This window comes from Actinomyces succiniciruminis (genome assembly GCF_900002405.1).
GTDB classification, from domain to species: Bacteria; Actinomycetota; Actinomycetes; order Actinomycetales; family Actinomycetaceae; genus Actinomyces; species Actinomyces succiniciruminis.
Window position 1 is genome coordinate 26,240 of sequence record NZ_LK995482.1, and the last position, 26,322, is coordinate 52,561.

The 26,322-nt window shown below is 70.2% G+C and carries 21 protein-coding genes; 14 read left to right on the forward strand and 7 right to left on the reverse strand.

All coding sequences use genetic code 11. The features are described 5' to 3' along the window. Positions 1-34: 34 nt before the first annotated feature. Positions 35-1,183 carry an ABC transporter substrate-binding protein gene (locus BN1056_RS04410; protein WP_210579388.1) on the reverse strand — a complete coding sequence of 383 codons (1,149 nt, stop codon included), beginning with the start codon at positions 1,181-1,183 and terminating at the stop codon, positions 35-37. 401 nt (positions 1,184-1,584) lie between these two features. Here BN1056_RS04410 and radA point away from each other — a divergent pair, with 401 nt between their 5' ends. Both radA and disA read left to right on the forward strand, forming a co-directional pair. Further along, positions 1,585-3,006, forward strand: coding sequence for a DNA repair protein RadA (gene radA / locus BN1056_RS04415; protein WP_210579391.1), 1,422 nt, complete (start codon positions 1,585-1,587; stop codon positions 3,004-3,006). A 164-nt stretch (positions 3,007-3,170) separates the two neighbouring features. After that, complete coding sequence (gene disA / locus BN1056_RS04420) at positions 3,171-4,241, forward strand: DNA integrity scanning diadenylate cyclase DisA (RefSeq protein ID WP_210579392.1); 1,071 nt, start codon at positions 3,171-3,173, stop codon at positions 4,239-4,241. Positions 4,242-4,355: 114 nt separating this feature from the next. Here the strand turns inward: disA and BN1056_RS04425 are convergent, their stop codons facing one another. The 6 genes from BN1056_RS04425 to glpA form a co-directional block, all read right to left on the reverse strand. After that, complete coding sequence (locus tag BN1056_RS04425; protein WP_210579393.1) at positions 4,356-5,018, reverse strand: hypothetical protein; 663 nt, start codon at positions 5,016-5,018, stop codon at positions 4,356-4,358. Between the two features lie 454 nt (positions 5,019-5,472). Next, complete coding sequence (locus BN1056_RS04430) at positions 5,473-6,192, reverse strand: amino-acid N-acetyltransferase (RefSeq protein WP_244671499.1); 720 nt, start codon at positions 6,190-6,192, stop codon at positions 5,473-5,475. Further along, on the reverse strand, positions 6,161-7,189 hold the full coding sequence (locus BN1056_RS04435) for a sugar-binding transcriptional regulator (RefSeq protein ID WP_244671500.1): 1,029 nt from the start codon (positions 7,187-7,189) through the stop codon (positions 6,161-6,163). The genes BN1056_RS04430 and BN1056_RS04435 overlap by 32 nt, the downstream gene beginning before the upstream one ends. A gap of 212 nt (positions 7,190-7,401) precedes the next feature. After that, positions 7,402-8,772, reverse strand: a complete 1,371-nt coding sequence (locus tag BN1056_RS04440) for an anaerobic glycerol-3-phosphate dehydrogenase subunit C (protein ID WP_210579395.1) — start codon at positions 8,770-8,772, stop codon at positions 7,402-7,404. Beyond that, positions 8,772-10,226 (reverse strand): glycerol-3-phosphate dehydrogenase subunit GlpB, encoded by a 1,455-nt coding sequence (glpB, locus tag BN1056_RS04445; RefSeq protein ID WP_210579396.1) that lies wholly within the window; start codon positions 10,224-10,226, stop codon positions 8,772-8,774. Before glpB ends, BN1056_RS04440 begins: the two co-directional genes overlap by 1 nt. After that, positions 10,223-11,971 carry an anaerobic glycerol-3-phosphate dehydrogenase subunit GlpA gene (gene glpA, locus BN1056_RS04450; protein ID WP_210579399.1) on the reverse strand — a complete coding sequence of 583 codons (1,749 nt, stop codon included), beginning with the start codon at positions 11,969-11,971 and terminating at the stop codon, positions 10,223-10,225. The genes glpB and glpA overlap by 4 nt, the downstream gene beginning before the upstream one ends. Before the next feature lie 389 nt (positions 11,972-12,360). On the opposite strand from glpA, the gene BN1056_RS04455 reads away from it, so the two are divergent. From BN1056_RS04455 to BN1056_RS04510, 12 genes are all read left to right on the forward strand, one after another. Continuing rightward, the gene (locus tag BN1056_RS04455; protein WP_210579401.1) at positions 12,361-13,095 is read left to right on the forward strand and encodes an MIP/aquaporin family protein; all 735 of its coding nucleotides are present in this window, start codon (positions 12,361-12,363) and stop codon (positions 13,093-13,095) included. 44 nt (positions 13,096-13,139) lie between these two features. After that, positions 13,140-14,678: a glycerol kinase GlpK gene (gene glpK, locus BN1056_RS04460; protein ID WP_210579403.1), complete on the forward strand. Its 1,539-nt coding sequence runs from the start codon at positions 13,140-13,142 to the stop codon at positions 14,676-14,678. A gap of 296 nt (positions 14,679-14,974) precedes the next feature. Further along, positions 14,975-16,651: an L-lactate permease gene (locus BN1056_RS04465; protein WP_210579405.1), complete on the forward strand. Its 1,677-nt coding sequence runs from the start codon at positions 14,975-14,977 to the stop codon at positions 16,649-16,651. 45 nt (positions 16,652-16,696) lie between these two features. Next, positions 16,697-16,903: a hypothetical protein gene (locus tag BN1056_RS04470; protein ID WP_210579408.1), complete on the forward strand. Its 207-nt coding sequence runs from the start codon at positions 16,697-16,699 to the stop codon at positions 16,901-16,903. Positions 16,904-17,456: 553 nt separating this feature from the next. Then, positions 17,457-18,257 (forward strand): (Fe-S)-binding protein, encoded by an 801-nt coding sequence (locus tag BN1056_RS04475; RefSeq protein ID WP_210579410.1) that lies wholly within the window; start codon positions 17,457-17,459, stop codon positions 18,255-18,257. Further along, positions 18,257-19,846, forward strand: a complete 1,590-nt coding sequence (locus BN1056_RS04480; protein ID WP_210579412.1) for a LutB/LldF family L-lactate oxidation iron-sulfur protein — start codon at positions 18,257-18,259, stop codon at positions 19,844-19,846. Before BN1056_RS04475 ends, BN1056_RS04480 begins: the two co-directional genes overlap by 1 nt. Beyond that, positions 19,846-20,499: a LutC/YkgG family protein gene (locus tag BN1056_RS04485; RefSeq protein ID WP_210579414.1), complete on the forward strand. Its 654-nt coding sequence runs from the start codon at positions 19,846-19,848 to the stop codon at positions 20,497-20,499. Before BN1056_RS04480 ends, BN1056_RS04485 begins: the two co-directional genes overlap by 1 nt. Before the next feature lie 35 nt (positions 20,500-20,534). Next, the gene (locus BN1056_RS04490) at positions 20,535-21,332 is read left to right on the forward strand and encodes a DeoR/GlpR family DNA-binding transcription regulator (RefSeq protein WP_210579415.1); all 798 of its coding nucleotides are present in this window, start codon (positions 20,535-20,537) and stop codon (positions 21,330-21,332) included. Positions 21,333-21,609: 277 nt separating this feature from the next. Further along, positions 21,610-22,935, forward strand: coding sequence for an RbtT/DalT/CsbX family MFS transporter (locus BN1056_RS04495; protein WP_210579416.1), 1,326 nt, complete (start codon positions 21,610-21,612; stop codon positions 22,933-22,935). 124 nt (positions 22,936-23,059) lie between these two features. Continuing rightward, positions 23,060-24,502, forward strand: coding sequence for a mannitol dehydrogenase family protein (locus BN1056_RS04500; RefSeq protein ID WP_210579417.1), 1,443 nt, complete (start codon positions 23,060-23,062; stop codon positions 24,500-24,502). Positions 24,503-24,763: 261 nt separating this feature from the next. Further along, positions 24,764-25,426, forward strand: coding sequence for an ATP-binding protein (locus BN1056_RS04505; RefSeq protein ID WP_210579418.1), 663 nt, complete (start codon positions 24,764-24,766; stop codon positions 25,424-25,426). Between the two features lie 158 nt (positions 25,427-25,584). After that, positions 25,585-26,091 carry a pentapeptide repeat-containing protein gene (locus BN1056_RS04510; RefSeq protein WP_244671501.1) on the forward strand — a complete coding sequence of 169 codons (507 nt, stop codon included), beginning with the start codon at positions 25,585-25,587 and terminating at the stop codon, positions 26,089-26,091. Positions 26,092-26,322: the final 231 nt, after the last annotated feature.

Sequence of the window (26,322 nt, forward strand, 5' to 3'; positions counted from 1 at the left end):
ACGCCGAGGTCGGTTGATATGGCGGCGCGCCGGTTCATGATGCCGTGGCCGAGGCGCCGGCACTCGCGGTCGCGTTCGCCGACGCCGTTGCGACGCTCCGGCTCGCCTCGACGGCGGCGACGATGTCGGGCACGTGGTTCTCGCAGCACCACGGCAGTGACAGTGGGGAGGCCGCCGCCAGGCTCATGGCGGCGACCTCATCGCTGACGAACAGGGCGGTGCCGTTGGCGACGGCCGGAATTTCGGCCAACTGGGGGTCCGCCTTGACGGCGTCCACGGCGTCGTCGCCATCCACCTGAGCCCACAACAGATCGGCTTCCAACTCCCCGGCCTCGCTAAGCGGGTAGTTCGCGGCGACCGCTCCCGCGGCTCCCTCCGCCGCCTGGGCTGCGGGGGCGAGGGTCAATCCCAGTTGCCGCAGCACCTGGGACCGCGTATCGACCTCGGTGTACACGGTGATGGAGGGACCGCTCGCATCTAGCGCGACCGCCGCGTAGGTGGCGCCGGACAGGGCCGGATTCAGGGTACGGGCGGTGGTCAGCACATCGGTGGTGGTGTTGACCAGGGCCTCGGCCGCGGCGGAACGCCCCAGCGCCCTGCCGACGGCGACGGTCACCGCCTCCCAGGAGGCCTCGTAGGCGGAGGCGTCGGCCGGGTAGGCCAGGGTCGGGGCGACGGCGGACAGGCGCGCGTATTCGTCCTCACTCATGCCCGAGTGCACGCCGAGGATCAGGTCGGGCTCAAGCGCGCCGACCGCGTCGACGTCGACGTCGTGCGCCGCGGCGTACAGGGTGGGCGCGGCGGCGGTGTCCCAGCCGGCCCCCAGCGCTTCGAGACCTGCGGTGGTCCAGGGGTAGGCCTCCTCGCCGTCGGCACCCGCAGTGACGGCGGGCATACCCAGGGGGACCACGCCGAGGGAGATGACCACATCGGCGTCGACGGTGGAGATGGCCACGATGCGAGTCGGCTCGGCCGCGATCGTGGTGGAGCCGTAGGTGTGGGCGATGGTTATGGGGAAGGATTCGGTGGCGCCCTGTGAGGCGTTGCCCGCGGCGGCAGAAGGGCCCGCCGTGCTGCTGCCGTCGGACGCACAGGCCGCCAGCAGTACGGCGGCGCCCGTGGCGGCGGCCCCGGCCAGGAGGGTGCGACGGCTCAGTCGGCGGGCGTGGGTGGAGTCGGCCAAAGACGGTCATCCCTTCGGTCGCGGCCCCGGCGCCGGGCGTCCGGGGCTCGGTCTAGGGCATTTTCCTATGCCGCCCACCTACCCGGCAAGGCACCGAGGCGACCGCCATTGCCCTCGGCGCGCCGAGATCGGGGACTACTCCGCGCAAGTGGGCCCGCGCGCACCGCAGCGGGCCGACCTCGGGTTACGGGCAGGTCCCGGGGCACGGGGCCGTGCCGACCTACGGCCAGGTCCCGAGCTACAACCAGGTGCTGGCAGCCGGCCCGCCCATGCCGCCCGCCCAACCCACGGCGTCCGCGCAGGCGCAGCCCTCCGCGCACGGATACGGCGTCGGCGGGTACGACCGACGGCGTCCTGAAGCGGCCCGAATTCATGTCGGGGGCTCCCGGTAGCCTGCCGCCATGGCCACCATGAAGACAGCGAAGGCACACACCGCCTACGTGTGCACCGAGTGCGGCTGGTCCAGCCCCAAGTGGCTCGGTCAGTGTCGCGAGTGCCGCGCCTGGGGCACGTTGGAGGAGTTCGTAGAGTCGGCCGCGGGCGGAATCGGCTCCCCCGGGCGCGTCCCCATGGCGGCCGCGCCGATTCGCCCCGCCGTCGCCGCGCGCCCCATCGCGGAAGTCAGCGCGGAGGAGGCCCGCGCCCGCCCCACCGGGGTGGGCGAGCTGGACCGGGTTCTGGGCGGCGGCGTCGTGCCAGGGGCCGTGGTGCTGCTGGCAGGAGAGCCCGGCGTCGGCAAGTCCACGCTGCTGCTGGATGTCGCCGCGAAGGCGGCCGCGGCCTCCCGTGAGCGCGGGCAGGGGCCGGTGCTGTATGTGACCGGGGAGGAGTCGGCCAGCCAGGTGCGGCTGCGCGCAGAGCGCATCGACGCCATCGACCCGGCGCTGCTGCTCGCCGCCGAGACCGAGCTGGGCGCGCTCCTCGGGCACGTGCAGGCCACCGCGCCGTCGCTGCTGATTGTGGACTCGATCCAGACCATCGCCTCCGCTCAGGTCGAGGGCGGCGCGGGCGGCATCACCCAGGTGCGGGCGGTGACGAGTGCCCTCATCCAGGTGGCCAAGGAGCGGGCCATCCCGGTGCTGCTGGTGGGGCACGTGACCAAGGACGGCGGTATTGCGGGGCCGCGTGTGCTGGAGCACCTGGTGGACGTCGTCTGCCAGTTCGAGGGAGACCGGCATGCGCGGCTGCGGCTGCTGCGGGCGGTGAAGAACCGCTATGGCCCCACCGATGAGGTCGGCTGTTTCGACCTGGGCGAGCGCGGCATTGTCGGCCTGGCCGACCCCTCGGGTCTGTTCCTGTCGGCGGCGCGCAGCGAGGTGCCCGGCACCTGCGCCACGGTGACGCTGGAGGGGCGCCGCCCCATGCCGGTGGAGATTCAGGCGCTGGTGGCCGGGACCGCCGCCGGCTCACCGCGGCGCACCACCTCCGGGGTGGACCACTCCCGGGTGGCGATGGCACTGGCGGTGCTGGCTGCCCGGCTGCGAGTGGACACCTCCACCACCGACGTGTATGTATCCACGGTGGGCGGGGCGCGGGCGGTGGAGCCGGCCACGGACCTGGCGGTGGCGATCGCCGTCGTCTCCGCCGCACAGAACCTGCCCACTCCCCCCGGCCTGGTGGCCTTCGGGGAGGTCGGCCTGACCGGGGAGGTGCGGGCGACGGTGGGTGTGCAGCGACGCCTGGCGGAGGCTGCGCGCCTCGGCTTCGACCGGGCCATCGTGCCGTTGGCCGGCTCTAAGGAGCTGCGCGGCGTCGACGGCATGCGCGTGCTGCCGGTTACGCACCTGAGCGAAGCCATCGGCGCCGCCCTGCCCCGCGGCTGAGCCCCGGCAACTCCGGCACGTACAGACCACCCGCCAAACGCGGGCGGGCGAGTAAGGCGCGACCTGTTTCACGGCGGCCGGCCGCCCCGGGCGGTTAGCATGATGCGGCATCGGTCCGAGGCCCACGCCAGTCGGCGCGCTCGGACCACCCCCAGGAGAGACCCATGACCGAAACCCCCGTCAACCTGCTGCGCGAGACCCTCGCACTCGTCGCCCCCGGCACCGTTCTGCGCGACGGTCTGGAGCGCATTCTGCGCGGGCGCACCGGGGCGATCATCGTGCTCGGCTTCGACGAGACGGTGGAGGCGATCTCCTCGGGCGGCTTTCGGCTCGACGTCGAGTTGACCGCGGCGCGACTGCGGGAGCTGGCCAAAATGGACGGGGCCGTGATCGTGGATCGGGCCAACAACCGCATCCGGCGCGCCAACGTGCAGCTGTTGCCCAACGCCTCCATCGAAACCGCCGAGGCCGGCATGCGTCACCGCACCGCCGAGCGCGTGGCGCGGCAGACCGGGCACCCGGTGATCTCGGTGAGCCAGTCCATGCGGATCATCTCCCTGTACGTGGACGGGCGCCGACACGTGATCGAGCCGAGCGAGGCGATTCTGGCGCGCGCCAACCAGGCGCTGGCCACGCTGGAGCGCTACAAGGCGCGCCTGGACAAGATCTCCGGTGGCCTGGACGCCCTGGAGATCGAGGACCTGGTGACGGTACGCGACGTCACCGCCGTGCTGCAGCTGTTGGAGATGGTCAGTCGCATCGCCTCCGACATCGACGGCTACGTGGTCGAGCTGGGCACCGATGGGCGGCTGCTCGCCCTGCAGGTGGAGGAGCTGACCCGCGGGCTCATGGCCGAGCGCGACTTCCTGCTGACCGACTACCTGCCGCAGGGACTGGACACGGCCACGGTGGACGCGCGCCTGAAGTGGGTGGGCTCCCCCGCCCTGCTGGACCTGGCCATGGTGGCCCGCGCAATGGGCCTCGGCGGCGCAGACGGCCAAGACCTGGACGCGTCGGTCTCACCGCGTGGGTTGCGGATCCTGTCGAAGATCCCGCGGCTGCCGCTGGTGACGGCGCGCGCGGTGGTGGACAACTGGGGCTCCTTGCAGGCGGTGCTCGCGGCAACGGTGGAGGAGCTGGAGGCCGTCGACGGCGTCGGCGCGCGCCAGGCCCGTACCCTGCGCGACGGTCTGTCGCGCCTGGCGGAGGTGTCCATCGCCGACCGCTACGCGTGAGGGCGCCGGAGTATTGTCACCGGCCCGCGCCCGGCGGCATGGCTGGTGCCCGGTGGCCGATCTGACGGCCTGTGCCGGAGGCCGGCTTGACGCCGGCTGTCCGGCAAGGCGAAGTCATTCGACCACGAAGACGCGGTCCTCGGTCAGGTCGGTGCCATTCAACTGAACGCGAACCCGATAGGTGCCAGCGGTGGCCACGTCCCCCGCGTTGGCGCTCTGTGCGGATGCGCTGGGCTCCGGGGAGGCGCTCTCCTCCACCTCACCGGTCTCGGGGCCATCTGCCGTTGCAGACGCCGAGGCGGCTCCGGCCGCGCACGCCGACGAGGCCACGTTGCCGTCCCAGGTGATGGTGGCGGACGCCGCGGTGCCGGCGGCGACCAGCAGGCGCCGGCTGGTCGGGTTGGCCGGGCAGGCGGTGGAGGTCCAGATCGTCTGCTCGCCGGAGGTGATGACGGCGCCGAGCGACTGCGCGCCAACGTCGATCAGGCAGGCCTCGGTGCCGATGTTGTTCACGGTCACGTTCAGCCTCAAGCCGGCGCCTGCGGCGACCGTGTCGGGTGAGGTGAAGGTGACGTCCAGGTCCGCGGCGGTGCAGTCCACCGGGTTGGCGTAGGTGGTGGCGGTGTGCGCGGCGGCCTGGTCGTCTTGCGCGCGGACGGTGTTGCGCGCCCAGACGGCTGCCGACAAGACACCGCCAGAAATCCCCGCCAGCAGAGCCACGGCGAGCAGCAGCACCACGAGTCGACGCAGCCAGTAACGCGGCCGCTGGGGCCGCACCGGATGACGTTGGGGGGCCGGCCGCCGGTTCTGCGGACGCCGATCTTGCGTACGCCGGTTGCCGGCGGTCGACCGTGCCGCCGAGCGAGCGGTCTGGCCGCGGCCGGTACGCGCGGTGCGGGCCGGCCGCCGTCCCGGGCGGCCATCCTGAGTGGTGACGGTGCGCTGCGCACGCGCCTGGCCGCGAGGGGCCTGCCGAGCTCTGGAGTGCGCCGACGACGTCGAGCGGGATGCGCCGCCGTCTGAAGCGCCGGAGCGAGAGGCACCGCCACGCGCGGAGGCGGAACGGGGGCCACCGGAGCGCGCCGACGACGCCCGGCCTCCCACGTTGCGACCACGCCCGCCGCCGCGGGAGCCGTCCCCCGAGTTCCGTCTCTGCGCCATGGGGCCGACTGTACCGGCGCCGCGGCCCCGCCCCGGTCAGCGCCCCGCCCGGCAGACTGCACCAGGCGGTTCAGTCGTCCAGCTCCAGGAGCATGCGGGTGTTGCCCAGGGTGTTGGGCTTGGCGCGGGCCAGGTCGAGGAACTCGGCGACGCCGTCGTCGTGGCTGCGCAGCATCTCCACGAAGATGTCGGTGCCCACGGGGGTGCCCTGAATCTCCTTGAACCCGTGGGCGGCGAAGAAGTCGACCTCGAAGGTCAGGCAGAACACTCGCCGCAGCCCCAGGGTGCGGGCGCGGTCCAGCAGGTTATTCAAGATGGCGTGGCCGACGCCGTGGTGCAGGTGGTCGCGGCGTACCGCCAGCGTGCGCACCTCCGCGATGTCATCCCACATGACATGAAGGGCACCGCAGCCGATCAGCCCCGACTCGGTAGCGCCGTCGAGTCGGCCGGTGCCCTCCGCGACGGTGAACTCCTGGATGTCCTCGAAGTAGTTGATCAGGTCCTTGCCGATCAGGATGCGCCGCTCCGCATAGGGGCGCACCAGCTCGGCGATGGCGCGCGCGTCGGCGGGGCGGGCGGGGCGCAGCACAGTGCGCCAGGCCGCGTCCCGGAAGCGGTCGGGCAGCCGGGCGGCAGCGTCGGACGCGGCCACGGGTACCGCCGACGATGCCGTCGGGGCGGCAGAGGCCGCCGCATCCGCCGCGGTGGGTGCACTCGTTTCGGCTCCCGCGCTGGTTGCGGGCGCCACGGCGCCCGAATCAGCGCTGTCGGTGCTGGGCGTATTGCGCATGCGGCCCATGTTCGCGCTTCTCCTTCCGTGCGGCCAGTGCCAGCACCGCGCGGGCGGTCGCGTCGTCGACCACCAGGTCGGTGGCCACGCGGGCCCGCAGCGCCGCCAGCAGGGCGCGCGTCTTGCCGACCCCCGCCACCACACACAGTCTGCGAGGAATCCGCGACAGCTGCGCGGGCGTAGGACCGGTGGCGCGCACATTGAGGGCGACGTCACGCCAGGTGCCGTCCTGACGCAGCATGACGGTACACACGTCACCGACGACGCCGTCGCGCAGCAGCAGGGCGCGGTCCTGCTCGCTCAGGTGCCCGCCGCTGTAGACCTGGCTGGGCAGCGCCGCACTCGGATCCAGTGAGCCGACGCCGAAAACCGCCAGGCTCGCCCGGTCCGCGAGCGCCAGCACGCGCCGCACGGAGCGCTCCGACCACATGGCCTCCCGGGTGGCGGCGTGGTCGAAGAACGCGGGAACCGGGAAGGCGACGGTGCGCGCGCCGAGTCGCTCGGCGAAGTCGGCCAGTACCTCCCCCACATTCGGGCCGTCGCCCTCGGGTGCGGTGGCCCCGTTGAGCTGAACCACGGTCAGTCCCGGCACGCGGCGTCGCGGCAGGGCGGCGGAGACCTCCGACATGGTGGTGCCCCAGGCCGCACCCATCACCCCGTTCTCGGGGGCGAGGGCCGCCAGCTCCTCGGCGGCCACGGCGGCGACCTGCTCCAGCCGGTGAATCTCGGTGGTGCCCTCGCGCACGGGCACGATCCGGGCGGAGACGTTGAAGGTGTCCCGCAGTGCCGCCTCCAGGGTGCCGGCACCGCCGGGCGCGGTCAGGGTGATGCGGACAATGCCGTCGGCGCGTGCCCGCGTCAGCAGGCGGGACACGGTGGAGCGTGACACGCCCAGGTGGCGGGCGATCACGTCCATGGTCTCCCCTTGGACGTAGTACATCGAGGCGGCCTCATAGCAGCGCTCGAGTGAGACCGTGCTGCCGGCCCCCTCCGTCATGCATCCCCCTGTCACCCACTGGCCTGCACGTTCGTGCGCCATGAGCGACCATTATCGCATGCACCGGCGGCTGCCCTTGGCACCTGGCACCGGTTTGGCCCCCGTAAGTCGGTTTGGATCGCCCCGGTAGCACACTGCGGCGCTCCAAACCGAAGGCAGGGGTCCGAACAGAGGATGGCGGTCCAAACGGGTTGGACGCGGTATCCGCGGGGTCAGCGCGCCCGGTCGGCGCGCTCCGGCTTGGGCTCGATGCCGGCCAGCCGGGACAGGCCGTAGGCGGCGTGCAGCACCCAGATCGGGTGGACCGTCTTGACGCCGCTGGACTGCTCGATCTGCCAACGGCAGGTCTCGGTGTCGCACACCGCCAGGTTCGGGTTCACCTCACGCACGATGTCGAACAGGGGTCCGCCGACCGCCTGGGCGACGTCGTACTTCTCCTTCTTCAACCCGTAGGTGCCTGCGATGCCGCAGCAGGCCCGACCGGACTCGACCACGTGGAAGCCCGGCACCAGTTCCATGAGCTCGATCGCGGGCATCCCCATGTTCTGTCCCTTGAGCTGGCAGGGGGCGTGATAGGCGACCGTGGCGTCGATGCGGCGGAAGTGGTGCGGCAACTCACCGGCGTCGTCCAGGTCGCGCAGGAACTCCGACAGCTCCACGGTCCGCGGGGACACGTCGGCGAGTACCTCGGCGTCCACGCCCATGATCTCGTGGGCCTCGTGCTTGAGCATGCCGGCGCAGGAGCCGGAGGAGGAAACGATCGTCAGGTCCTTGCCGGCCGCCGCCAGCTGCTCGCACAACTTGACCACGTTGGCCGACGCCTGCCCGTACAGGCCGTTGGACTGGGCGGCCAGGCCGCAGCAGCCCTGCTTGGGCACGATCACCTCATAGCCGATGTGCTCAAGCACCTCGATGGCGCGCTTGGAGGTCTCCACCTCGAAGTAGCCACCGGCGCAGCCGTGGAAGAACACGATCGGCCCGCGCGAGCCGGCGGGCACCAGCGTGCGGGCCCGCTTGGTGCGACGGCGCAGCCAGCCGGCCAGCGACTGCGGCTGTGCGTGCGGCATGGGCGCGTCGCGGTGCACCCCGACCGTCTTCTCCATGACCACGCGGATGGGCTTGTTGGCCAGTGCGGCGTTGGCCAGCGGCGCGATCGGGGTCATCACCTTGCCCATCAGGGTGGTCTGGGTGATCAGCCGGTCGCGCACGGGCACAGCGTTGTTCTGCGCGCGCATGACGGCGCGGGCCTGGTTGTTCAGCTCGGCGATCTTCACGCCCTGCGGGCACACCCGCGTGCAGGTGCCGCAGGAGGAGCAGTAGTCGATGGAGTGGTCCACGCTCTCCCCGTTGCGGTAGCGCTCCGCCTGCGGGCCGACGAACTTCGGGCCGGGGAACAGGTCGGTGACCTCCATGACCGGGCACATCGTCTCGCAGATGGTGCACTTGACGCAGCAGTCAAGGCTGGCTCGAGCCAGCGAGTGGGCGGCGGTTTCGACGGCGGCGGCGCCGCTCTTGACCCGCGCCCCGCCCTTGCCGGGCAGCGGCAGGTCCCAGCGCTGAGCCAGGGTGTCGACGTCGAACATCAGTCCTGCTCCTTCGTTACGTTCAAGCTGTCGTTGTTTGCGTCCGGGGCCGCGTCGTGGCCGAGCTCGGCCATCACCGCGGCGGCCGCCGCCTCGGCCGAGCCGAGCGCAATGCCCTCCCCGGACTTCTCACTCCAGCGCACCGCGCCGGCCAGCACCCCGCCGGCGGCATGGACACCGGCCAGTACGGGGGTGCCATCGGGGCCGAGCGGCCGCATCTGCGCATCGACCGCCACGCCCACGCGGAACAGTCCCTGGGGCGCGCCCCAGTAGTCGTGGTGGATCAGGCGGCGCAGGTTCTCCTGCCCATCCGCGCTGACCCCGGCCAGCGGCAGGCCCAACACCGTGTCGGTGACCTGCCCGTGGGAGTCCATGGTCAGGGCCCCGGACTCGAAGCCGCCGGCGGCCAGGATGAAGGCGTCGGCACGGTGCTCGCGGGGTCGGCCCGCGGCCGCACTGGTGACGGATACCAGTCGGCCGCCCTCGATGCGGCTGTCGACGACGCGTGCCCCCATGACCACGCGCACGCGCTCGGCGGAGGCGAGCCGGTCCAGCCAGTGCTCCAGCCGCAGCCCGGGTACCGACGGCGGAACCAGGGGAATCTCGCCGACGGGCGCACCGAGGCGGTCGGCGAGTTCCCGGAAGACGCCGGGGCGGTTCAGCCCGAGCACGGCGGGCAGCAGCACGGTCTCGCCGTCGCGCACCTTGCCGTCCAGCAGGCGGGCGAGCCGGTCGATCCCGTCCGGGTGGTCCAGGGCACGGGCATGCCCGACCGCGTTGGTGTCACTCTCGCCCGCGCGGGCCTCGAAGTCGACGGTGATGGCGCGCGCCTGCACGCGTCCGCCGCCGGGCAGTTCGGCGCGGCCCAGGTTCCCGGCCACCATGTCGGCGGTGAAGTCCTTGAGCCGGGCCAGACCGACCACCAAGTAGCGGCCGCCGTCGTGCAGCACGGACGCCTGCATGGAGGGCTGCACCAGCAGGGTGGGGCGCACGGCCCCCAGCGCCGTGGGCAGCCACAGGTTCGCGGGTCCCTCGCCGCTGTTCGCGGCGGAGCCGCCCGGCCCCGTGCCGGCGCCCTCCGCGGCGCCGTCCGGGCGCGCAGTCAGCAGGTCGGGGCCGACCAGGTCCGCGAAGCGATCCACGCCGGCAGCAGTGGCGTCCCGGCCGATCACCCGATAGGGGTGCCCCTCCGGCAGCAGGTCGGCTGCGGCAATGGCGGCGTAGGGGTGGGTGATGGCGCGGCGTGCGGCTCGCTCCGACTCGCCTCCGGCTCCCGGACCGGCCGGTCCGGCCGCGCCGCCGAGCCGTCCGAGCACGTCGATGGTTCCGGGCGACAGGGCCAGCCCGCCCATACCCTTGGTGACCAGGGTGACGCCGGCTCCGGCCCGGCGCAGCCGCAGGGCGGCCGCGTAGCCGGCAATCCCGGCGCCGATGACGACGACGTCGCTGTTCATGCACGTACCTCCTGCTTGGCTGCGGCGGTGGCGCGGGTCGCGCCGGCGAGGGCCGCGGCCTCGGCGTCGAGCCGGGGAGCTGCGGCCAGGGCGGCCAGGGCCTCCGCCAGTTCGTCGGGCCGCTGCTCGCCGTCCTCGGCGTTCTCAATCGGGGTGGCCGCGGCGGCGGGGGCCGCGGCGGTGGGCAGGTCCTCGACGTCGAGCGTGCCCTGCAGCATCCAGAAGTCCAGGGCCGCCTCGCGGACCTGCTCGCCGTGCAGGATGGACCACAGCCCGATCCAGCGGTGACGTAGGAAGGTGCGCAGCAGTTCGGTCGCCTCGGCGGCATCGGTACGCCCCTGGCACACGTGTACGCCGGCCACGCGGGCGGCGCAGAAGCCGCCCTGGCACGGGCCCATGCCGATGCGCAACTGGCGGCGCAGGTCGTCGAAGGAGGCGTCGGGCTGCTCGTCCATCAGGTCGGTGAGCATCTTGCGGGTGACCAGTTCGCACTCGCAGATGATCTGGCCCTCCAGCCGATCCTGCTCCCGGGCCGCCAGCCGGTGGGTGATGCGGTAGTTGTGGCCGGACTCGGAGCCGGGGACGGACTCGGTGTCCGTGGTGCACGGCCGCTCCACGCCCAACTCGGCGCAGACTGCGTCGACCGTGTTCTTGGCCATCAGCCGGTAGGTGGTCAGCTTGCCGCCGGCCACGGTGATCAGCCCGGCCAGGCCCTCGGCCTCGCTGTGCCGCAGCACGGTCATGCCGCGGCTCATGTGGCGGGTATCGGTGCCGGATACGCGCTTGTCGCGCACCAGTGGCCGGGCGCCGGCCCAGGCGTGCACCAACCGTGTCTGCCGGAACCCGGGGATGAGGACCTCGCCGGCGTCGAGCATCTGGGCGACCTCTTCACGGGGAATCGGGATGTGATCGGGGTCGGGGATGCGACTGTCGGTGGTGCCGATGATGGACACCGTGTGGTCGGGGACGAGGATGTCGCCGTCGGCGGGGTAGACGCAGCGATTGATGACGTGGTTGACCAGCCGGTGGTTGACGGCGATCATGATGCCCGCGCCGGCCACGATCTCCACCGCCTCGGAGCCGGCCATGGCGGCCAAGCGCCCGCCCCAGGGGCCGGCGGCGTTGACGACCATGGCACAGGAGATGGTCAGGTCCTCGCCGGTCTTGAGCCCATGGGCCCGTACGGCGACGACGCGGCGGTCTTCCCCCTCGCCCTCGACCACCAGGTCGGTGACCTCGTGGTAGGTGAGGATCTCGGCACCGTGAGCTCGGGCCGAGCGGGCGGCGCCCCACACCATCTGCCAGCCGTCCACGGCGGCGTCGTTGACGGCGAAGGCTCGCTTGATGCCGGGGTTCAGGCGCGGCTCCAGCCGCAGCGCCTCGGACAGGCTCAACTCCTCGCAGGCGACGCCGGTCTCCTGCGCGCCGATGAGGAAGCGGTCGGAGAATTCCAGGTCGTCCTCGGGGGTGACGACGAACATGCCGCCGGTGCGCTCGACGGCGTCGGCGTGGATGCGGGAGACGATGGCGTTCTCCTCGGCGCACTCGCGGGCGGAGCCGGGGTCGGATACGACGTAGCGGCCGCCGGAGTGCAGCAGCCCATGGAAGCGGCCGGAGGTGCCCTGTGCCAGGTCGGCGCGCTCCAGCAGCACGACGCTCAGGCCACGCATGGCGGCGTCGCGGGCGACCCCGACGCCGGTGGCGCCGCCGCCGACGACGACCACGTCGGCAGTCATGGCTCTCACTTTTTAGGACCTCCTCGTCCAGCTCGGCGGGGCGGCCACGCCGGGCCACCCGAACTGTTTGTCGTTTTCATGACTACACGGCGTCGGGAGCTCGTGCACGCCGAATGCGCAAACGTTCACCGCGCGACACGGCGGCGCGCACCTATTTCCCGTAACAATCAGACAAACCCGCTTTTTTCTTTGCAAATCCGCCGACTTCGCAACTGAGTTTCACCTCACCAACCTTCCGTTCCGGCGGTGCGAAGCTCCGAATCGGGGTCCGCCGTCGAGTACTTTCTAGGGTGTTCGGGCACAGCAACGACTCCGCCCGATCCTTCGTGGAACGCGGGCGGCGGCAGGCCGCTCGCCCTACACATCGAGCACGCTGTCGTGCAGAAAGTGAGCAGGCCATGAGTCTCGCCCAGATCTTCCTATCGGAGTTCTTCGGGACGTTCATCCTCATCCTCTTTGGTGCCGGCGTCTGCGCCGCCGTCAATCTCCCCAAGTCCAAGGCGCAGGGATCCGGCTGGATCGTCATCGCCTTCGGATGGGGCCTGGCGGTCTTCATGGGCGTCTACGCCGCCTACGCCACCGGCGGTCACCTGAACCCGGCGGTCACCATCGGCCTGGCCGTAGCCGGCAAGGACCTGGCGGCGGGTGTCCCTGCCACCGCCGCCAACATCTGCATCTACATCCTCGCCCAGATGCTGGGCGCCATCGTCGGCGCTGTCGCCGCCTGGCTGGCCTACAAGAAGCACTTCGACGAGCAGGCCCCCGGCGAGGTCAAGCTCAGCTGCTTCTCCACCGGCCCCGGCATCCGCTCCTACGGCTGGAACGTCGTCACCGAGGCCATCGGCACCTTCGCCCTGGTCTCCTGGGTGATCTACAACGGCAAGTCCCCCTCCGAGCTCGGCCCGCTGGCGGTGGCTTTCGTGATCGTCGCCATCGGCCTGTCGCTGGGTGGCCCCACCGGCTACGCCATCAACCCCGCCCGTGACCTGGGTCCGCGCATCGCCTACGCGTTCCTGCCGATCCCGGGCAAGGGCTCCGCGGACTGGGCCTACTCCTGGGTGCCGGTGGTCGGCCCGCTCATCGGCGGCGTCGTCGCCGGTCTGCTGATCCCGAACATGGCCGGGCTGTTCTGACACTCGCCCGCAATCACAATGAAGTGAACTGAAAGGACTCGTTCATGACCGAAGCAACCGAGGCCGAGAAGTACGTCCTGGCGATCGACCAGGGCACCACCTCCTCCCGCGCGATCGTCTTCAATCACTCCGGCCAGGTCGTCTCCATCGGCCAGCAGGAATTCACCCAGATCTTCCCCAACCCCGGCTGGGTCGAGCACGACCCGGTGGAGATCTGGGAGTCGGTGCGCGCCGTCGTCGCCGAGGCCCTGCAGAAGGCGGAGATCAACCGCCACTCGCTGGCCGCCGTCGGCATCACCAACCAGCGCGAGACCACCATCGTGTGGGACAAGAACACCGGTGAGCCGATCTACAACGCCATCGTCTGGCAGGACACCCGCACCGCGTCGATCGCCCGCGAGATCGCCGCCGGCGACCCGCTCGGCACCGAGCGCTACCGGCAGATCACCGGCGAGAACATCTCCACCTACCCCTCGGCCACCAAGGTGAAGTGGATCCTGGACAACGTGCCCGGGGCCCGAGAGAAGGCCGAGGCCGGCGACCTGCTGTTCGGCACCCCCGACACCTGGGTCGTGTGGAACCTGACCGGCGGCGTCAACGGCGGCGTCCACGTCACCGACGTCACCAACGCCTCCCGCACGCTGCTGATGGACGTGCGCACGCTGAAGTGGCGCGAGGACATCTGCGCCGACTTCGGCATCCCGATGTCCATGCTGCCCGAGATCCGCTCCTCCTCCGAGATCTACGGCTACGGCCGCAAGAACGGCCTGCTGATCGACACCCCGATCTCCGGCATTCTCGGCGACCAGCAGGCGGCCACCTTCGGGCAGGCCTGCTTCGAGGTCGGCACCGCGAAGAACACCTACGGCACCGGCTGCTTCATGCTGATGAACACCGGTGAGGAGCCCGTCTTCTCGAAGAACGGCCTGCTGACCACGGTGCTGTATCAGCTCGGCGACGCCAAGCCGGTGTACGCGCTGGAGGGGTCCATCGCGGTGGCGGGCTCGCTGGTGCAGTGGCTGCGCGACAACCTCGGCATGATCGAGAAGTCGAGCGACATCCAGGCGCTGGCGCAGACCGTGGAGGACAACGGCGGGGTGTACTTCGTGCCCGCCTTCTCCGGCCTGTTCGCTCCCTACTGGCGCGACGACGCCCGCGGCGTGATCGTGGGTCTGACCCGCTACGCCACCAAGGGACACATCGCCCGCGCCGTGGAGGAGTCCACCGCCTTCCAGTCCGCCGAGCTGCTCGACGCGATCAACGCCGACGCCGGGGTTCCGCTCAAGGAGCTCAAGGTCGACGGCGGCATGACCAACGACGACCTGGTCATGCAGTTCCAGGCCGACCTGTGCGGCGTCGACGTCATCCAGCCCGTGGTGGCCGAGACCACCGCGCTGGGCGCGGCCTACGCCGCCGGCATCGCGGTGGGCTTCTGGAACGGCACCGAGGACGTCGTGGCCAACTGGCAGGAGGGCAAGCGCTGGACGCCGTCCATGGACGCCGCCGAGCGCGACCGCACCTACCGGCTGTGGAAGAAGGCCGTCACCCGCACCTTCGACTGGGTTGACGACGACGTGAAGTGAGCGCCGGCGTCGGGGCCGCGTGAGTCCCAAGCCGGCTGACGCGACCTCAACCCGAGCGCCCGCACACCGAAATCTGCTGGGGCCCGGCACCGTGATGGTGCCGGGCCCCAGTGCCTACCCGGCAAACCCGGCCCCTTGCGGGCGGTGCCGCATCAGGTTCCCCAATCAGGTTTCCCAAGCCTCATGTGACGAGAGCGAATTGATGTGATAATTCAATAGTGGCCGTCGTCGCACGGCCTCGTCACGATCCCAACCGACTTCGACACCGTCGTCGCCCACCCCGCCCGGAACAGCTCATGACACTTACAGCATCCCTGCTCGCCACGGCCTTCACGCCCTCGACGACCGCCGTCGGCGGCAATGTCTTCCTCACCGCGATCATCGGCCTCCTGCCACTGATCGCGTTCTTCGTGCTCATGGGCGCCTTCAAGGTCGCCACCCACTGGTGCGCGATCATCTCCCTGGCGCTTTCCGCCGTGATCGCCGTCGCCGCCTTCCACATGCCGGTGGGGATGACGGCGCTGTCGGCCACGCAGGGCCTGGCCATGGGCTTCGTGCCGATCATCTACATCATCATCGCCGCCGTCTGGCTGTACAACCTCACCGAGACCTCCGGCCGCAGCCAGGACCTGAAGGCCGTGTTCAACGCCATCGGCAAGGGCGACCAGCGCGCCCAGGCCCTGATCGTGGCCTTCTGCTTCTGCGGCCTGCTGGAGGGGCTGGCCGGTTTCGGCGCGCCCGTGGCGATCACCGCCGCCATGCTGGTGACCCTGGGGGTGCCCAAGCTCAAGGCCGCGATCACCACCATCGTGGGCAACGGCATCTACGTCGGCTTCGGTGCCATGTCCATCCCGGCAACCACCGCCGGGAACCTGGGCGGCGAGGACCCGGTGTCCGTCGCCCAGAACATGGGTCACCTGACCTCGCTCATCTGCGTGCTGGTGCCCTTCCTGCTGCTGTTCATCCTCGACGGCGCCCGCGGGGTGCGGCAGTTGTGGCCGCTGGCGCTGGTGGCCGGCATCGCGGCCGGCATCGGCCATTTCGTCACCCCCAGCCTCTCCTACGAACTGACCTCGGTGGTGGGCGCACTGCTCGCCTTCGCCGCCTGCTACCTGTTCCTGCTGGCCTGGACGCCGCGTACACCCGATGAGTACCACTCGGAGATCGACGGCGCCGACAAGCCCGACCGCGAGCGCGTCATCCTGGCGCTGCTGCCCTACGTGCTCGTGGTGGTCATCATCGCCATCACCAAGCTGTGGAAGCTCGGCGTGGATCTGTCCGCCGTCCTGTCCGGCACCGATATCAAGATCCCCTGGCCGGGCGTGTACGGCAACCTGCTCACCGCCGACGGCGAGGCCTCCAGTTCCGCGGTCTACAACCTGCAGACGCTGTCCAACCCGGGCACCTGGATCCTGCTCACTGCGGTGATCGTGTGCATCGTCTACGGCACCCGTTCCTCGGGCGGACGCTTCCAGACCTCCATCGGCGCCATGTTCGCGGTGCTGCCGCGCACGATCTACACGCTGCGCATGTCCATCCTGACCATCGCCTCCGTGATGGCCCTGGCCTACGTCATGAACTTCTCCGGCCAGACCACGGCCGTGGGCGCCGCCCTGGCCACCACCGGCGCGGCCTTCGCCTTCCTGTCCCCCGTGCTGGGCTGGGTCGGCACGGCGGTGGCGGGCTCGGCCACCAGCGCCGGCGCGCTGTTCGCCAACCTGCAGGCCACCGCCGCCGCACAGGCCCACCTGGACCCGCGCATTCTGCTGGCCGCCAACACCATTGGCGGCGGCCTGGGCAAGATCGTCTCCCCGCAGAACCTGGCGGTGGTCACCACGGCCGTGGACGCCCCCGGCACCGACGCGGAGATCCTCAAGAAGGCCGCCCCCTACTCCATCGGGCTGCTGCTGGTGTTGTGCTGCCTGGTACTGGCCGCCTCCCAGGGCTGGCTGGGCGCCTACATGCCTGCGTGACGATCACCGCGGGCACTGGGTGATGCCGCGACTACCACGCCCGACTTGCTGTCGCCGATCTACCCCGACCTGCACCAATACGTTCCCCAGGACTGCACCTTCGTCACCGTCCCGGAGTCCGACGCGAACCAGATTCTCGACACCGAGAACGCCGACCTCGAGGGAGGGTCGGAGCGGTTCACCGTGGATGAGCTAGCACTGTCCACCGAGTGCAACCTCGTCGTCATGGTCGGCACCGGGCACTACTCCTGACGGCGTAACACCAGGTTCAAGGGGGCAAGGCTCGTAGGGTGGCAATTCCCGTAGGGGTCCCTTAAGCGGCGGGGCGACGGTTCGTACCTTCCGGTGGACGGTTCGTACCCTCCGGTGACGGTTCGGCACTCCAGGGTACGAACCGTCACCGAAGGGTACGAAGCGCTGACGCCAAGTGCCGAAGCGTCGTCGGAAATGCCGAAGCGTCGGCGCCAGGCGGCCAACCGCAAACAGCCGCACACCCCGGGCACCACCCAGACCCCACACCCGCACCCTCGAACCGGAAGAGTCAGCCAACGACATCGTCGGCCGCACACGGCAACAGGTGAGGAAAACCGAAGACCGGACTTGCGGAATGTGATCCAAAACGTGTCCGCTGCGGCACCCGCGCGGCCACTCGCCAGTCCGAACCGCGCCCACTTTTCCGCGAGATTTCAGGCCTCGCCCAGGGAGCTTGAAGGTGCTCGCGCCGACCGGTGGAGACGGCCCCGACGCCGTCCTAACCTGGTCACGGTTACGCCAATGCATTTCGTGGAGGAAAGGACCTCACACCGTGCGCGTCGCACTATTCGCCACGTGTCTGGCAGACACGATGTTCCCTCAGGCCGCACAGGCCACCGTCAGTATTCTCGAGCGCCTCGGCCACGAGGTGGTCTTCCCCCAGGGGCAGGCCTGCTGCGGCCAGATGCATGCCAACACCGGTTACTTCAAGCAGGCCGCCTCCATCGTGGAGAACCACGTCAAGACCTTCGAGCCGGTCCTGGACGGGGAGTGGGACGCCGTCGTCGTGCCCTCCGGGTCCTGCGCGGGCGCCGCCCGGCACGAACAGCGGCTCGTGGCCGAGCACGTGGGCGACGCCGCCCTGGTCAAGCGCGTGGATGCGCTGAGCAAGTACACCTACGACATCTCCGAGTTCCTCGTCGACGTACTCGGCCTGGAGGACGTGGGCGCCTACTTCCCGCACACGGTCACCTACCACCCCACCTGCCACTCCATGCGGGTGGCGCACGTCGGCGACCGCCCCTACCGGCTGCTGCGGGCCGTCGAGGGCCTGACCCTCATCGAGCTTCCCGATGAGAAGGTGTGCTGCGGCTTCGGCGGCACCTTCTCCATCAAGAACTCCGACACCTCCACCGCCATGGTCGCGGACAAGGCCGCCAACGTCATGTCCACCGGCGCCGAGGTGCTGTGCACCGGCGACTACTCCTGCCTCATGAACATCGGCGGGGCCCTGTCCCGCGTCAACTCCGGCGTGCGCGTAATGCACCTGGCGGAGATTCTCGCCTCCACCAAGGAAGCCCCGTTCGAGGGCCACGTCTCCTTCCAGCCCAGCAAGGATCAGGTGCGACTGTAATGACCCAGACATTTCTAGGCATGCCCGCCTCCGCCCCCGACGAGCAGCCCCACACCGGTGGCTGGCGCACCAATGTCGCGGTCCCGCAGGACACGCTGCGCTGGGGCCACACCTTCCCCGAGGGCGCCCACAAGACCCTCGCCAACACCCAGATGCGCCGCAACCTGGGCCACGCCACCCGCACTATCCGCAACAAGCGGCAAATGCGCGTGGACGAGATGCCCGACTGGGAGGACCTGCGCAACGCGGCGGAGGCCGTCAAGTTCGAGGTCGCCTCCCGCCTACCGGAACTGTTGGAGCAGTTCGAGGCCAATGTGACCGCCAACGGCGGCATCGTCCACTGGGCCCGCGACGCCGCCGAGGCCAACCGGATCGTCGCCGACATCATCAAGTCCAAGGGCGTGGACGACGTCGTCAAGATCAAGTCGATGGCCACCCAGGAGACCAACCTCAACGAGTACCTGGCGGACGAGGGCATCACCGCGCACGAGACCGACCTGGCCGAGATGATCGTCCAGCTCGCCGACGACATGCCCTCCCACATCGTGGTTCCGGCCATCCACCGCAACCGCTCCGAGGTGCGCGGCATCTTCCTGGACCGCATGGGCGACGCCCCCGAGAACCTCTCGGACAACCCGCAGGAGCTGACCGCGGCCGCCCGTGCACACCTGCGCCGCAAGTTCCTGCACGCCAAGGTGGCCGTCTCCGGCACCAACATGGGCGTGGCCGAGACCGGCACCGTCTCCATCTTCGAGTCCGAGGGCAACGGCCGCATGTGCCTGACCCTGCCGGACACGCTGATCACGCTGATGGGCATTGAGAAACTGGTCCCCCGCTTCCAGGACGTGGAGATCTTCACCCAGCTGCTGCCCCGCTCCGCGACCGGCGAGCGCATGAACCCCTACACCTCCATGTGGACGGGCGTCACTCCCGGCGACGGCCCGCAAGAGTTCCACCTGATCCTCATGGACAACGGCCGTACCAAGGTGCTCACCGACCCGATCGGTCGGCAGGCCCTGGCCTGCATCCGCTGCGGCTCGTGCATGAACATCTGCCCCGTCTACCAGCACACCGGCGGGCACGCCTACGGATCGGTCTACCCCGGTCCGATCGGCTCGATCCTCACCCCCCAGCTCACGCAGGGGCTCGACGACGACGATCCGGTCCACACCCTGCCCTTCGCCTCCTCCCTGTGCGGGGCCTGCGGGGAGGTGTGCCCGGTCAAGATCGACATCCCCACCATCCTGATTCACCTGCGGGCCCGCAGCGTGGACGTCAAGCGCCGCCTGGTACCGGATATGTGGGACGTGGCCATGAACGCCACCGCCCCGATCATGTCCAACGGCAAGGCCTGGCTGGCGGCCACCGAGGGGGTCAAGGCCACCCGGTTGATCGGGCACGACGGGCGCATCGGTGCCCTGCCCTTCCCCGCCTCCCTGTGGACGCGCTCGCGCGACCTGCCGATCGCCCCCAAGGAGTCGTTGCGGCACTGGTGGAAGCGCACCCACCCCGACGGCGTCACCCCGGCCCGCCCGGCCACCGACGCCGTTGACGCCGCCCAGCCCGCCGCCACCGAGGAGAACCGCTGATGGATGCCAAGACCGCCATTCTCGCCCGCGCCCGTGAGGCCATCTCCCGCTCTCAGCAGGGCCGCCCGGTGCGTGAGATCCCGCGTGATTACATTCGTGTCGGCGCCGACGCCCCCGGCTCGGAGCCGGTGGTGGCGGACATGGTCGAGAAGCTCGAGGACTACTCCGCGACGGTGGTACGGGCCCCGAAGGATGCCGCCATCCTGGACGGCATTGACGAGCTGCTCGGAGAGGCGAGGACCGTCGTCGTCCCCGCCGGGCTGCCCGCCGCGTACAAGGAGGCGGCCGCCCGCAACGGACGCAAAGTGGTGGAGGACTCCCGCGAGCAGCAGATCCCCACGCTCGAACTCAACGAGATCGACGCCGTCGTCACTTGCTCCCGGGTGGGCGTGTCTCTGTCCGGGACGATCTGCCTGGACGGAGAACCCGATCAGGGCCGGCGCGCCATCACCCTCGTGCCGGACAAGCACGTGATCGTGCTGGAGCGCGAGATGATCATGCCGACCGTGCCGCAGGCCGTCGACGTGCTCGGCCGGCACCCCACCCGCCCGATGACCTGGATCGCCGGCCCCTCGGCGACCTCCGACATTGAGCTGGTGCGCGTCAACGGCGTGCACGGCCCGCGCAACCTGGGCGTGGTCATCGCCCACTGAGGTCCGACGCGCACCGTGCGGGCTACGGTCGAGTCATGGCATCCCCCATTTCTCCGGAGTCCCGACCTCCCGGCTCGGCCCGGTCGCGCCGGGAGGCGCTCATCCGCTACCTGCGTGAGCGCGGGGAAACGGAGGTGGCCGCCCTGCCGGAGCGGTTCGGCGTGTCCGTGGAGACCATCCGCCGCGACCTGCGTCAGCTGGAGGAGAGCGGTCGCATCATCCGCTCCTACGGCCGGGTCACGGCCGCCGAGTCCGCCGCCTACGAGACCACGCAGGCGTTCCGCTCCAGCCACAACGTCGCCGAGAAGGACCGCATCGCCCGGGCTGCCGCCGCGTGCCTGGGCGACGCGGAGACGGTCTTCCTCGACGAGGGCAACCAGCCGCTACTGGTGGGGCGCGTCCTGCCCGCCGACCGTCCGCTCACCGTGGTGACCACCTCCCTGCCAACGGCGATCGAGTTGGCCGAGCGGCCGCGCTACACCGTGATCGCCGTCGGCGGCCGGGTGCGGCCGAAAACCCTGGGCGCCGTCGATCACTGGGCCACCACCATGCTGGAGCGTATGGAGCCGGACCTCGCTTTCATCGGCGCCAACGGGGTGACCGACGACGGCTGGCTGACCACCCCGGACCCGGCGGTCGCCGCGGTCAAGGAGACGGCGCTCGCCGTTGCCCGCCGCGCGATATTCGTCGGCAACCACACCAAGTTCGGGCATTCCACCTTCGTGCGCTTCGGCCATGTGCGGTCCCTGGAGCGCATCATCACCGGCCGGGAGCTGCGCTCCACGACGGCGCGCAGGCTCGGCGGCCTGGGCCCACAGGTCGAGCGGGTCTGAGTGCGCGACGCGGGCGGGCCCGCCGGCCGGGCCCGGCCGTACCCAAGCGCGCAGCCGGCGGACCGGGTGCCGAAGCGGTCACGCCTCCGGCCCTAACCGGTCACCAACCACCCCAACCGGTCACCTGCGACCGCACCATTCCAAGGCCGATGGCGGTCGATATCGGTCGCCCGCGGGCGGTCAACCGGTCAGCAAGACGGTCACTCGGGGACCGCAGACTGGGTTCACCGGCGAAGGACGCCGGCCCTGACCAGCGACCAAAGGTGATCGAGCAACGATGCCCAGCTCCAACAGGTTCATAGCAGCCATACAGAAAACCGGATTCCCCACCAACCTCGCCACGGGGTTCTTGGCGGTCATCATCTTCGTGATCGGCGACGGCATTGAGGCCGTCTGGATCACCAACTACCTGTCCAGTGAGGCCGTGGGTTTCACCGTCTCCCAGGCGTCGATGATCGTCACCTCCTATGGGGTGGTCGTGGCCATCGCGGCCTTCCTCTCCGGCGCCCTGTGCGACGCGATCGGCTGCCGCCGGGTGATGCTGATCGGCCTGGTGTCATTCCTGGTGTTCGACGCACTGTTCATCGCCGTCGGGCTTCCCAGCCACAACCTACCGCTGCTGCTGCTGTTCTATGGGTTCCGCGGCTTCGGCTACCCCATGTTCGCCTACGGGTTCCTCACCTGGACCATGATGGTGACCCCACCCGCGCGCCAGTCTTCGGTCTCGGGCTGGTTCTGGTTCGCCTTCAGCCTGGGCATGCAGCTGCTCGGCTCCTACCTGTCCAGCCTGCTGCTGCCGCACATCGGCCACATCGCCACCCTGTGGCTCGGCTGGGTGCTGGCGGCGGTCGGCGGCACTATCGGCATGCTGTTCCTGCGGCTGCACCCCTCCTCGGCGCAGACCCGCGGCAAGTCGGTGGCCGAGTCCGTCGGCTCCGCCGTCTCCGTGCTGTGGCGCTACCCGAAGGTCTCCATAGGTGGCATCGTGAAGGTCATCAACCTGTCCGGCCAGTACGGCATGCAGGCCTACTACGTGGTCTATCTGCACAAGGTCTACGGCATGCCCGAGTCCCAGGCGATCCTGGAGTTCTCCATCTTCGGCTTCGTGGCCATCCTCGGCGACGTCTTCTGGGGCGTGATCGGCGACAAGCTCGGCTGGCGCAACACCCTGCAGTGGTTCGCCACCCCGATTACGGCCGCGGCGCTGGCGTACATCTACCTGATCCCGATTGTCGCCGGACCGAACTTCTTCCTCATCGCCCTGGGCACCTCCGCCGTCGGCATCGGGCTCAGCGCACACGTGCCCACCACGCCGCTGATCACCGCCCACGCCCACGGCGAGACCGGCAACGCGCTGGCGATCCTGAACCTGGGCGCAGGCCTGGGCGCCTTCGTGGGCCCGGCCATCGTCACCCTGCTGATGGGCGACGAGACCACCGCCTCCGGCTACCTGTGGGTGGCCATGGCGCTGGCCGGCATCTACGTCATCTCCTTCTTCCTGTGCTTCGCCCTGAAGCTGCCCGGCAACGCTCGCATCCTCGAAACCTTCAGTGATGAGGACGCCGACGAGCAAGACGAGCAAAAGGAGGCGGTCACCGCCTGATCCCACACCAGCGAGGCCGGCGTCACCCACGCGGGGCGCACACGGCACCCCGGCCCGACGCCGCCCGCAAACCCCACCCACTTCCACACCGCTGAACCCGACTCAAGACAAGGATGTCAACACCATGACCACCACGCTCGCCGCCTCTCCGCTCGCCCCCAGCTACGACCGCTCCGCCATTACCACCGGCATCGTCCACATGGGTGTGGGCGGCTTCCACCGCGCCCACCAGGCCATGTACCTCGACCGGCTCATGCGCGAGGGCAAGGCCCGGGACTGGGGCATCTGCGGAGTGGGCCTGCTGCCCCAGGACGCCCGCATGCGCGACGCCCTGACGAGGCAGGACTTCCTGTACAGCCTGACTCTCAAGCACCCCGACGGTCACCACGAGCCCGCGATCATCGGCTCCATCTGCGACTACCGCTTCGCCCCCGAGGACCGCGCCGGTGTGCTGGAGGTGATGACGGCCCCCACCACGCGCATCGTCTCCCTGACCGTCACCGAGGGCGGCTACAACATCGACGACGCCACCGGCGCCTTCCGGGCCGACACGCCCGGCGCCGCCCACGATGCCACCAACCCCCACGAGCCGGAGACCTCCTTCGGCTACATCGTGGAGGCCCTGCGGCTGCGCCGCGAGGCCGGCACCGCCCCCTTCACCGTGATGAGCTGTGACAACCTGCCCGGCAACGGGAAGATCGCTCGCACGGCCGTCGTCTCTCAGGCGCGTCTGTCCGACCCGGAACTGGCCGACTGGATCGACACCAACGTCGCCTTCCCCAACTGCATGGTCGACCGCATCACCCCGCAGACCACCCCCGCCGACATTGAGGAGGTGCGCGCCGAACTGGATGTGGAGGACGCGTGGCCGGTGGTGGCCGAGCCCTTCACCCAGTGGGTGCTGGAGGACGACTTCCCGGCCGGACGCCCGCCCTATGAGGAGGTCGGGGTGCAGATGGTCGACGACGTCGTCCCCTATGAGCTGATGAAGCTGCGGCTGCTGAACGCCTCCCACCAGGGCCTGGCGCACTGGGGCCGGCTGCTGGGCATGGAGTACGCGCACACGGCCGCCGCCGACCCCGACATCGCCGCCTGGGTGCGTGCCTTCCTGGAGCGCGAGGCGCGGCCGCGGCTGCTGCCGGTGCCGGGCATCGACTTGGACGAGTACATCGACACGCTCTTCGAGCGCTTCACCAATGAGGCGATCGCGGACACGCTGCTGCGGCTGGCGCAGTTCGGCCCCTCCGGCATGCCGAAGTTCGTGCTGCCGACCGTGCGCGACAACCTCGCCGCGGGCGGGCCGATCCGCCTGGGCGCGGCCATGTGCGCCGCCTGGTCGCTGGGGGTGCTCGGCACCGACGAGAACGGTGAGGCGATCCCGGTGGCCGACGACCTGCGGCCCTTCGCCGAGAGGCAGGAGGCGGGCGACGAGCTCGGCTTCATCGGCAACCGGGAGATCTTCGGCGACCTGGCCGACGACGAGCGCTTCCGCACCGCCTACATCGAGGAGCTGGCGGCGCTCAAGCACGAGGGTGCCCGCGCCCGCATGCGCGCCCTGCTCGTCTGAGCCCTCACCGGCCCCCTCCCCTCACCAACCCCCTTCACCGAGATCGGTTGAAGTTACGTGCCGAGGTCGGTCGAGCCGGCTAGCGAGGCCGGTACAAGCCACACACCGAGACCAGTAGTAATGACGGGCCCGACGACTTCCGTCGCCGGGCCCGTCGGGTGTGTCGAATTCAGGCAGCCGCCCTCGGTCAGGCGGCCGTCGCCTTCGCCTTGTCCTTCAGTATGCCCATCCAGACGGCCCGGCAGGATAGCCTTGGGTTCCGTGAGCACCCGCGTGATCCTGCTTGCCGGTCCGTCCGGCTCCGGTAAGACCTCCCTGCTACGTCGGTGCGGCGCACACCGCCTCAAACTGGACGACTTCTATCGCGACGGCGATGAGCCAGGCATGCCCCTGCTGGACGGCACGTTCTCGGGCGCCGACGGCGTCAGTCGGGCCGAGGCCATGAGCGCCATAGACTGGGACAACCCGGCCTCCTGGGACGCCGACCGGGCCATGACGGCGATTCTGGAACTGTGCGCCACGGGCTCGACGACTGTGCCCGTGTACTCGATCCGGGACAACGCCACCGTCGACTACACCACCCTCGACGTGGACGCCCTGCCGGCATACGTCGCGGAGGGCGTGTTCGCCGCGGAGCTCGTGGACCGTTGCCGGGAGGCCGGCGTGCTCGCCGACGCGCTCGTGCTGCGGCGCCCGCGCCTGCAGACCTGGTGGTTCCGGCTGCGCCGGGACCTGGCCGAGCATCGCAAGCCCATTCATGTGCTGCTGCGCCGCGGACTGCGACTGGCGCGGGAGGAACCCGCCAAGATCGCCGGCTGGGTGGCGAAGGGGTGCCGTCCGGTCGATCGCGCCGAATGCGAGGCCATCATCACTGAATACCTCAGCGCCGACGTCCAGCAGTCCCGGGCCGACGACGCCGCCTGAGCCCCGTGTCCGACAGGCATCTCCCCCGGCCGCCCCGCGCGAAACCGATCCGACCGCGGGACCTTGAGTCCGCCGGCGCCGTCGTCCTGCGTGCGGGAGGGTACGTTGACCTAGCCCGGATAAGCGGCGTCGACATCTCCGGGGTGGATCTGCGCGGGTTGGAACTGGTTGAGTGCGTCCTGGAGGATGTGCGGGCGGATCGTGCCCATCTTGAGGAGTTCCGCCTGGCGGAGTCGCGCGTGGACAGGCTGACGGCCTCCGAGCTGCACGCGCAGCGGTCGGTGTGGAGAGAGGTCTCCTGGGAGTCGTCACGGGTCGGAGCCTGCGAATGCCACGATGCGCAGTGGCGCAGCGTGCTGGTCGAGGACTGCCACATCGGCTTCCTGGGGCTGGGGCGGGCCAATCTGCTGGATGTGCGCCTACGCGGTTGCACGGTGGACACGCTCGACCTGACCGCCGCCACGCTCAACCGAGTGGCTTTTGACGACTGCCGCGTCGGTGAATTGCGGATCCGGGAGTGCCGACTCAAAGACGTGGACCTGCGGGGACTTCAACTCGAGCAGATCGACGACGCCGCGGGCCTGCGAGGAGCGTGGGCGGGCGCCGATCAACTCGTGGAGCTAGCGCCCGCACTCGCCGTACATGCGGGCCTAAGAATCGTCTAGCGCCCGGCTCCCGCGCCTTTCTAACTCTCTCCCCATTCCTCCGCTTCGCCGAGACCGGCGCTGGTGACGTTCCCCGACCGGCGGGAGGTACGCCCCGGGGTCTACAGTCGGCCACTCAGCCCGGCCGCGGATTCCGCCGACCACACCGCCCCGGGTTTTCCACAGGCACCACAGGCCAGGTAGCAACAACAACAAGGGTCACGGTACGGTTGCGCAGCGTCAGCACACCGC

Coding starts and splice junctions, on each gene's coding strand:
- radA (WP_210579391.1), top strand. CDS start 1,585: ATGGCCACCATGAAGACAGCGAAGGCACACACCGCCTACGTGTGCACC.
- disA (WP_210579392.1), top strand. CDS start 3,171: ATGACCGAAACCCCCGTCAACCTGCTGCGCGAGACCCTCGCACTCGTC.
- BN1056_RS04430 (WP_244671499.1), bottom strand. CDS start 6,192: ATGCGCAATACGCCCAGCACCGACAGCGCTGATTCGGGCGCCGTGGCG.
- BN1056_RS04435 (WP_244671500.1), bottom strand. CDS start 7,189: ATGACGGAGGGGGCCGGCAGCACGGTCTCACTCGAGCGCTGCTATGAG.
- BN1056_RS04440 (WP_210579395.1), bottom strand. CDS start 8,772: ATGTTCGACGTCGACACCCTGGCTCAGCGCTGGGACCTGCCGCTGCCC.
- glpB (WP_210579396.1), bottom strand. CDS start 10,226: ATGAACAGCGACGTCGTCGTCATCGGCGCCGGGATTGCCGGCTACGCG.
- BN1056_RS04455 (WP_210579401.1), top strand. CDS start 12,361: ATGAGTCTCGCCCAGATCTTCCTATCGGAGTTCTTCGGGACGTTCATC.
- glpK (WP_210579403.1), top strand. CDS start 13,140: ATGACCGAAGCAACCGAGGCCGAGAAGTACGTCCTGGCGATCGACCAG.
- BN1056_RS04465 (WP_210579405.1), top strand. CDS start 14,975: ATGACACTTACAGCATCCCTGCTCGCCACGGCCTTCACGCCCTCGACG.
- BN1056_RS04480 (WP_210579412.1), top strand. CDS start 18,257: ATGACCCAGACATTTCTAGGCATGCCCGCCTCCGCCCCCGACGAGCAG.
- BN1056_RS04485 (WP_210579414.1), top strand. CDS start 19,846: ATGGATGCCAAGACCGCCATTCTCGCCCGCGCCCGTGAGGCCATCTCC.
- BN1056_RS04490 (WP_210579415.1), top strand. CDS start 20,535: ATGGCATCCCCCATTTCTCCGGAGTCCCGACCTCCCGGCTCGGCCCGG.
- BN1056_RS04495 (WP_210579416.1), top strand. CDS start 21,610: ATGCCCAGCTCCAACAGGTTCATAGCAGCCATACAGAAAACCGGATTC.
- BN1056_RS04500 (WP_210579417.1), top strand. CDS start 23,060: ATGACCACCACGCTCGCCGCCTCTCCGCTCGCCCCCAGCTACGACCGC.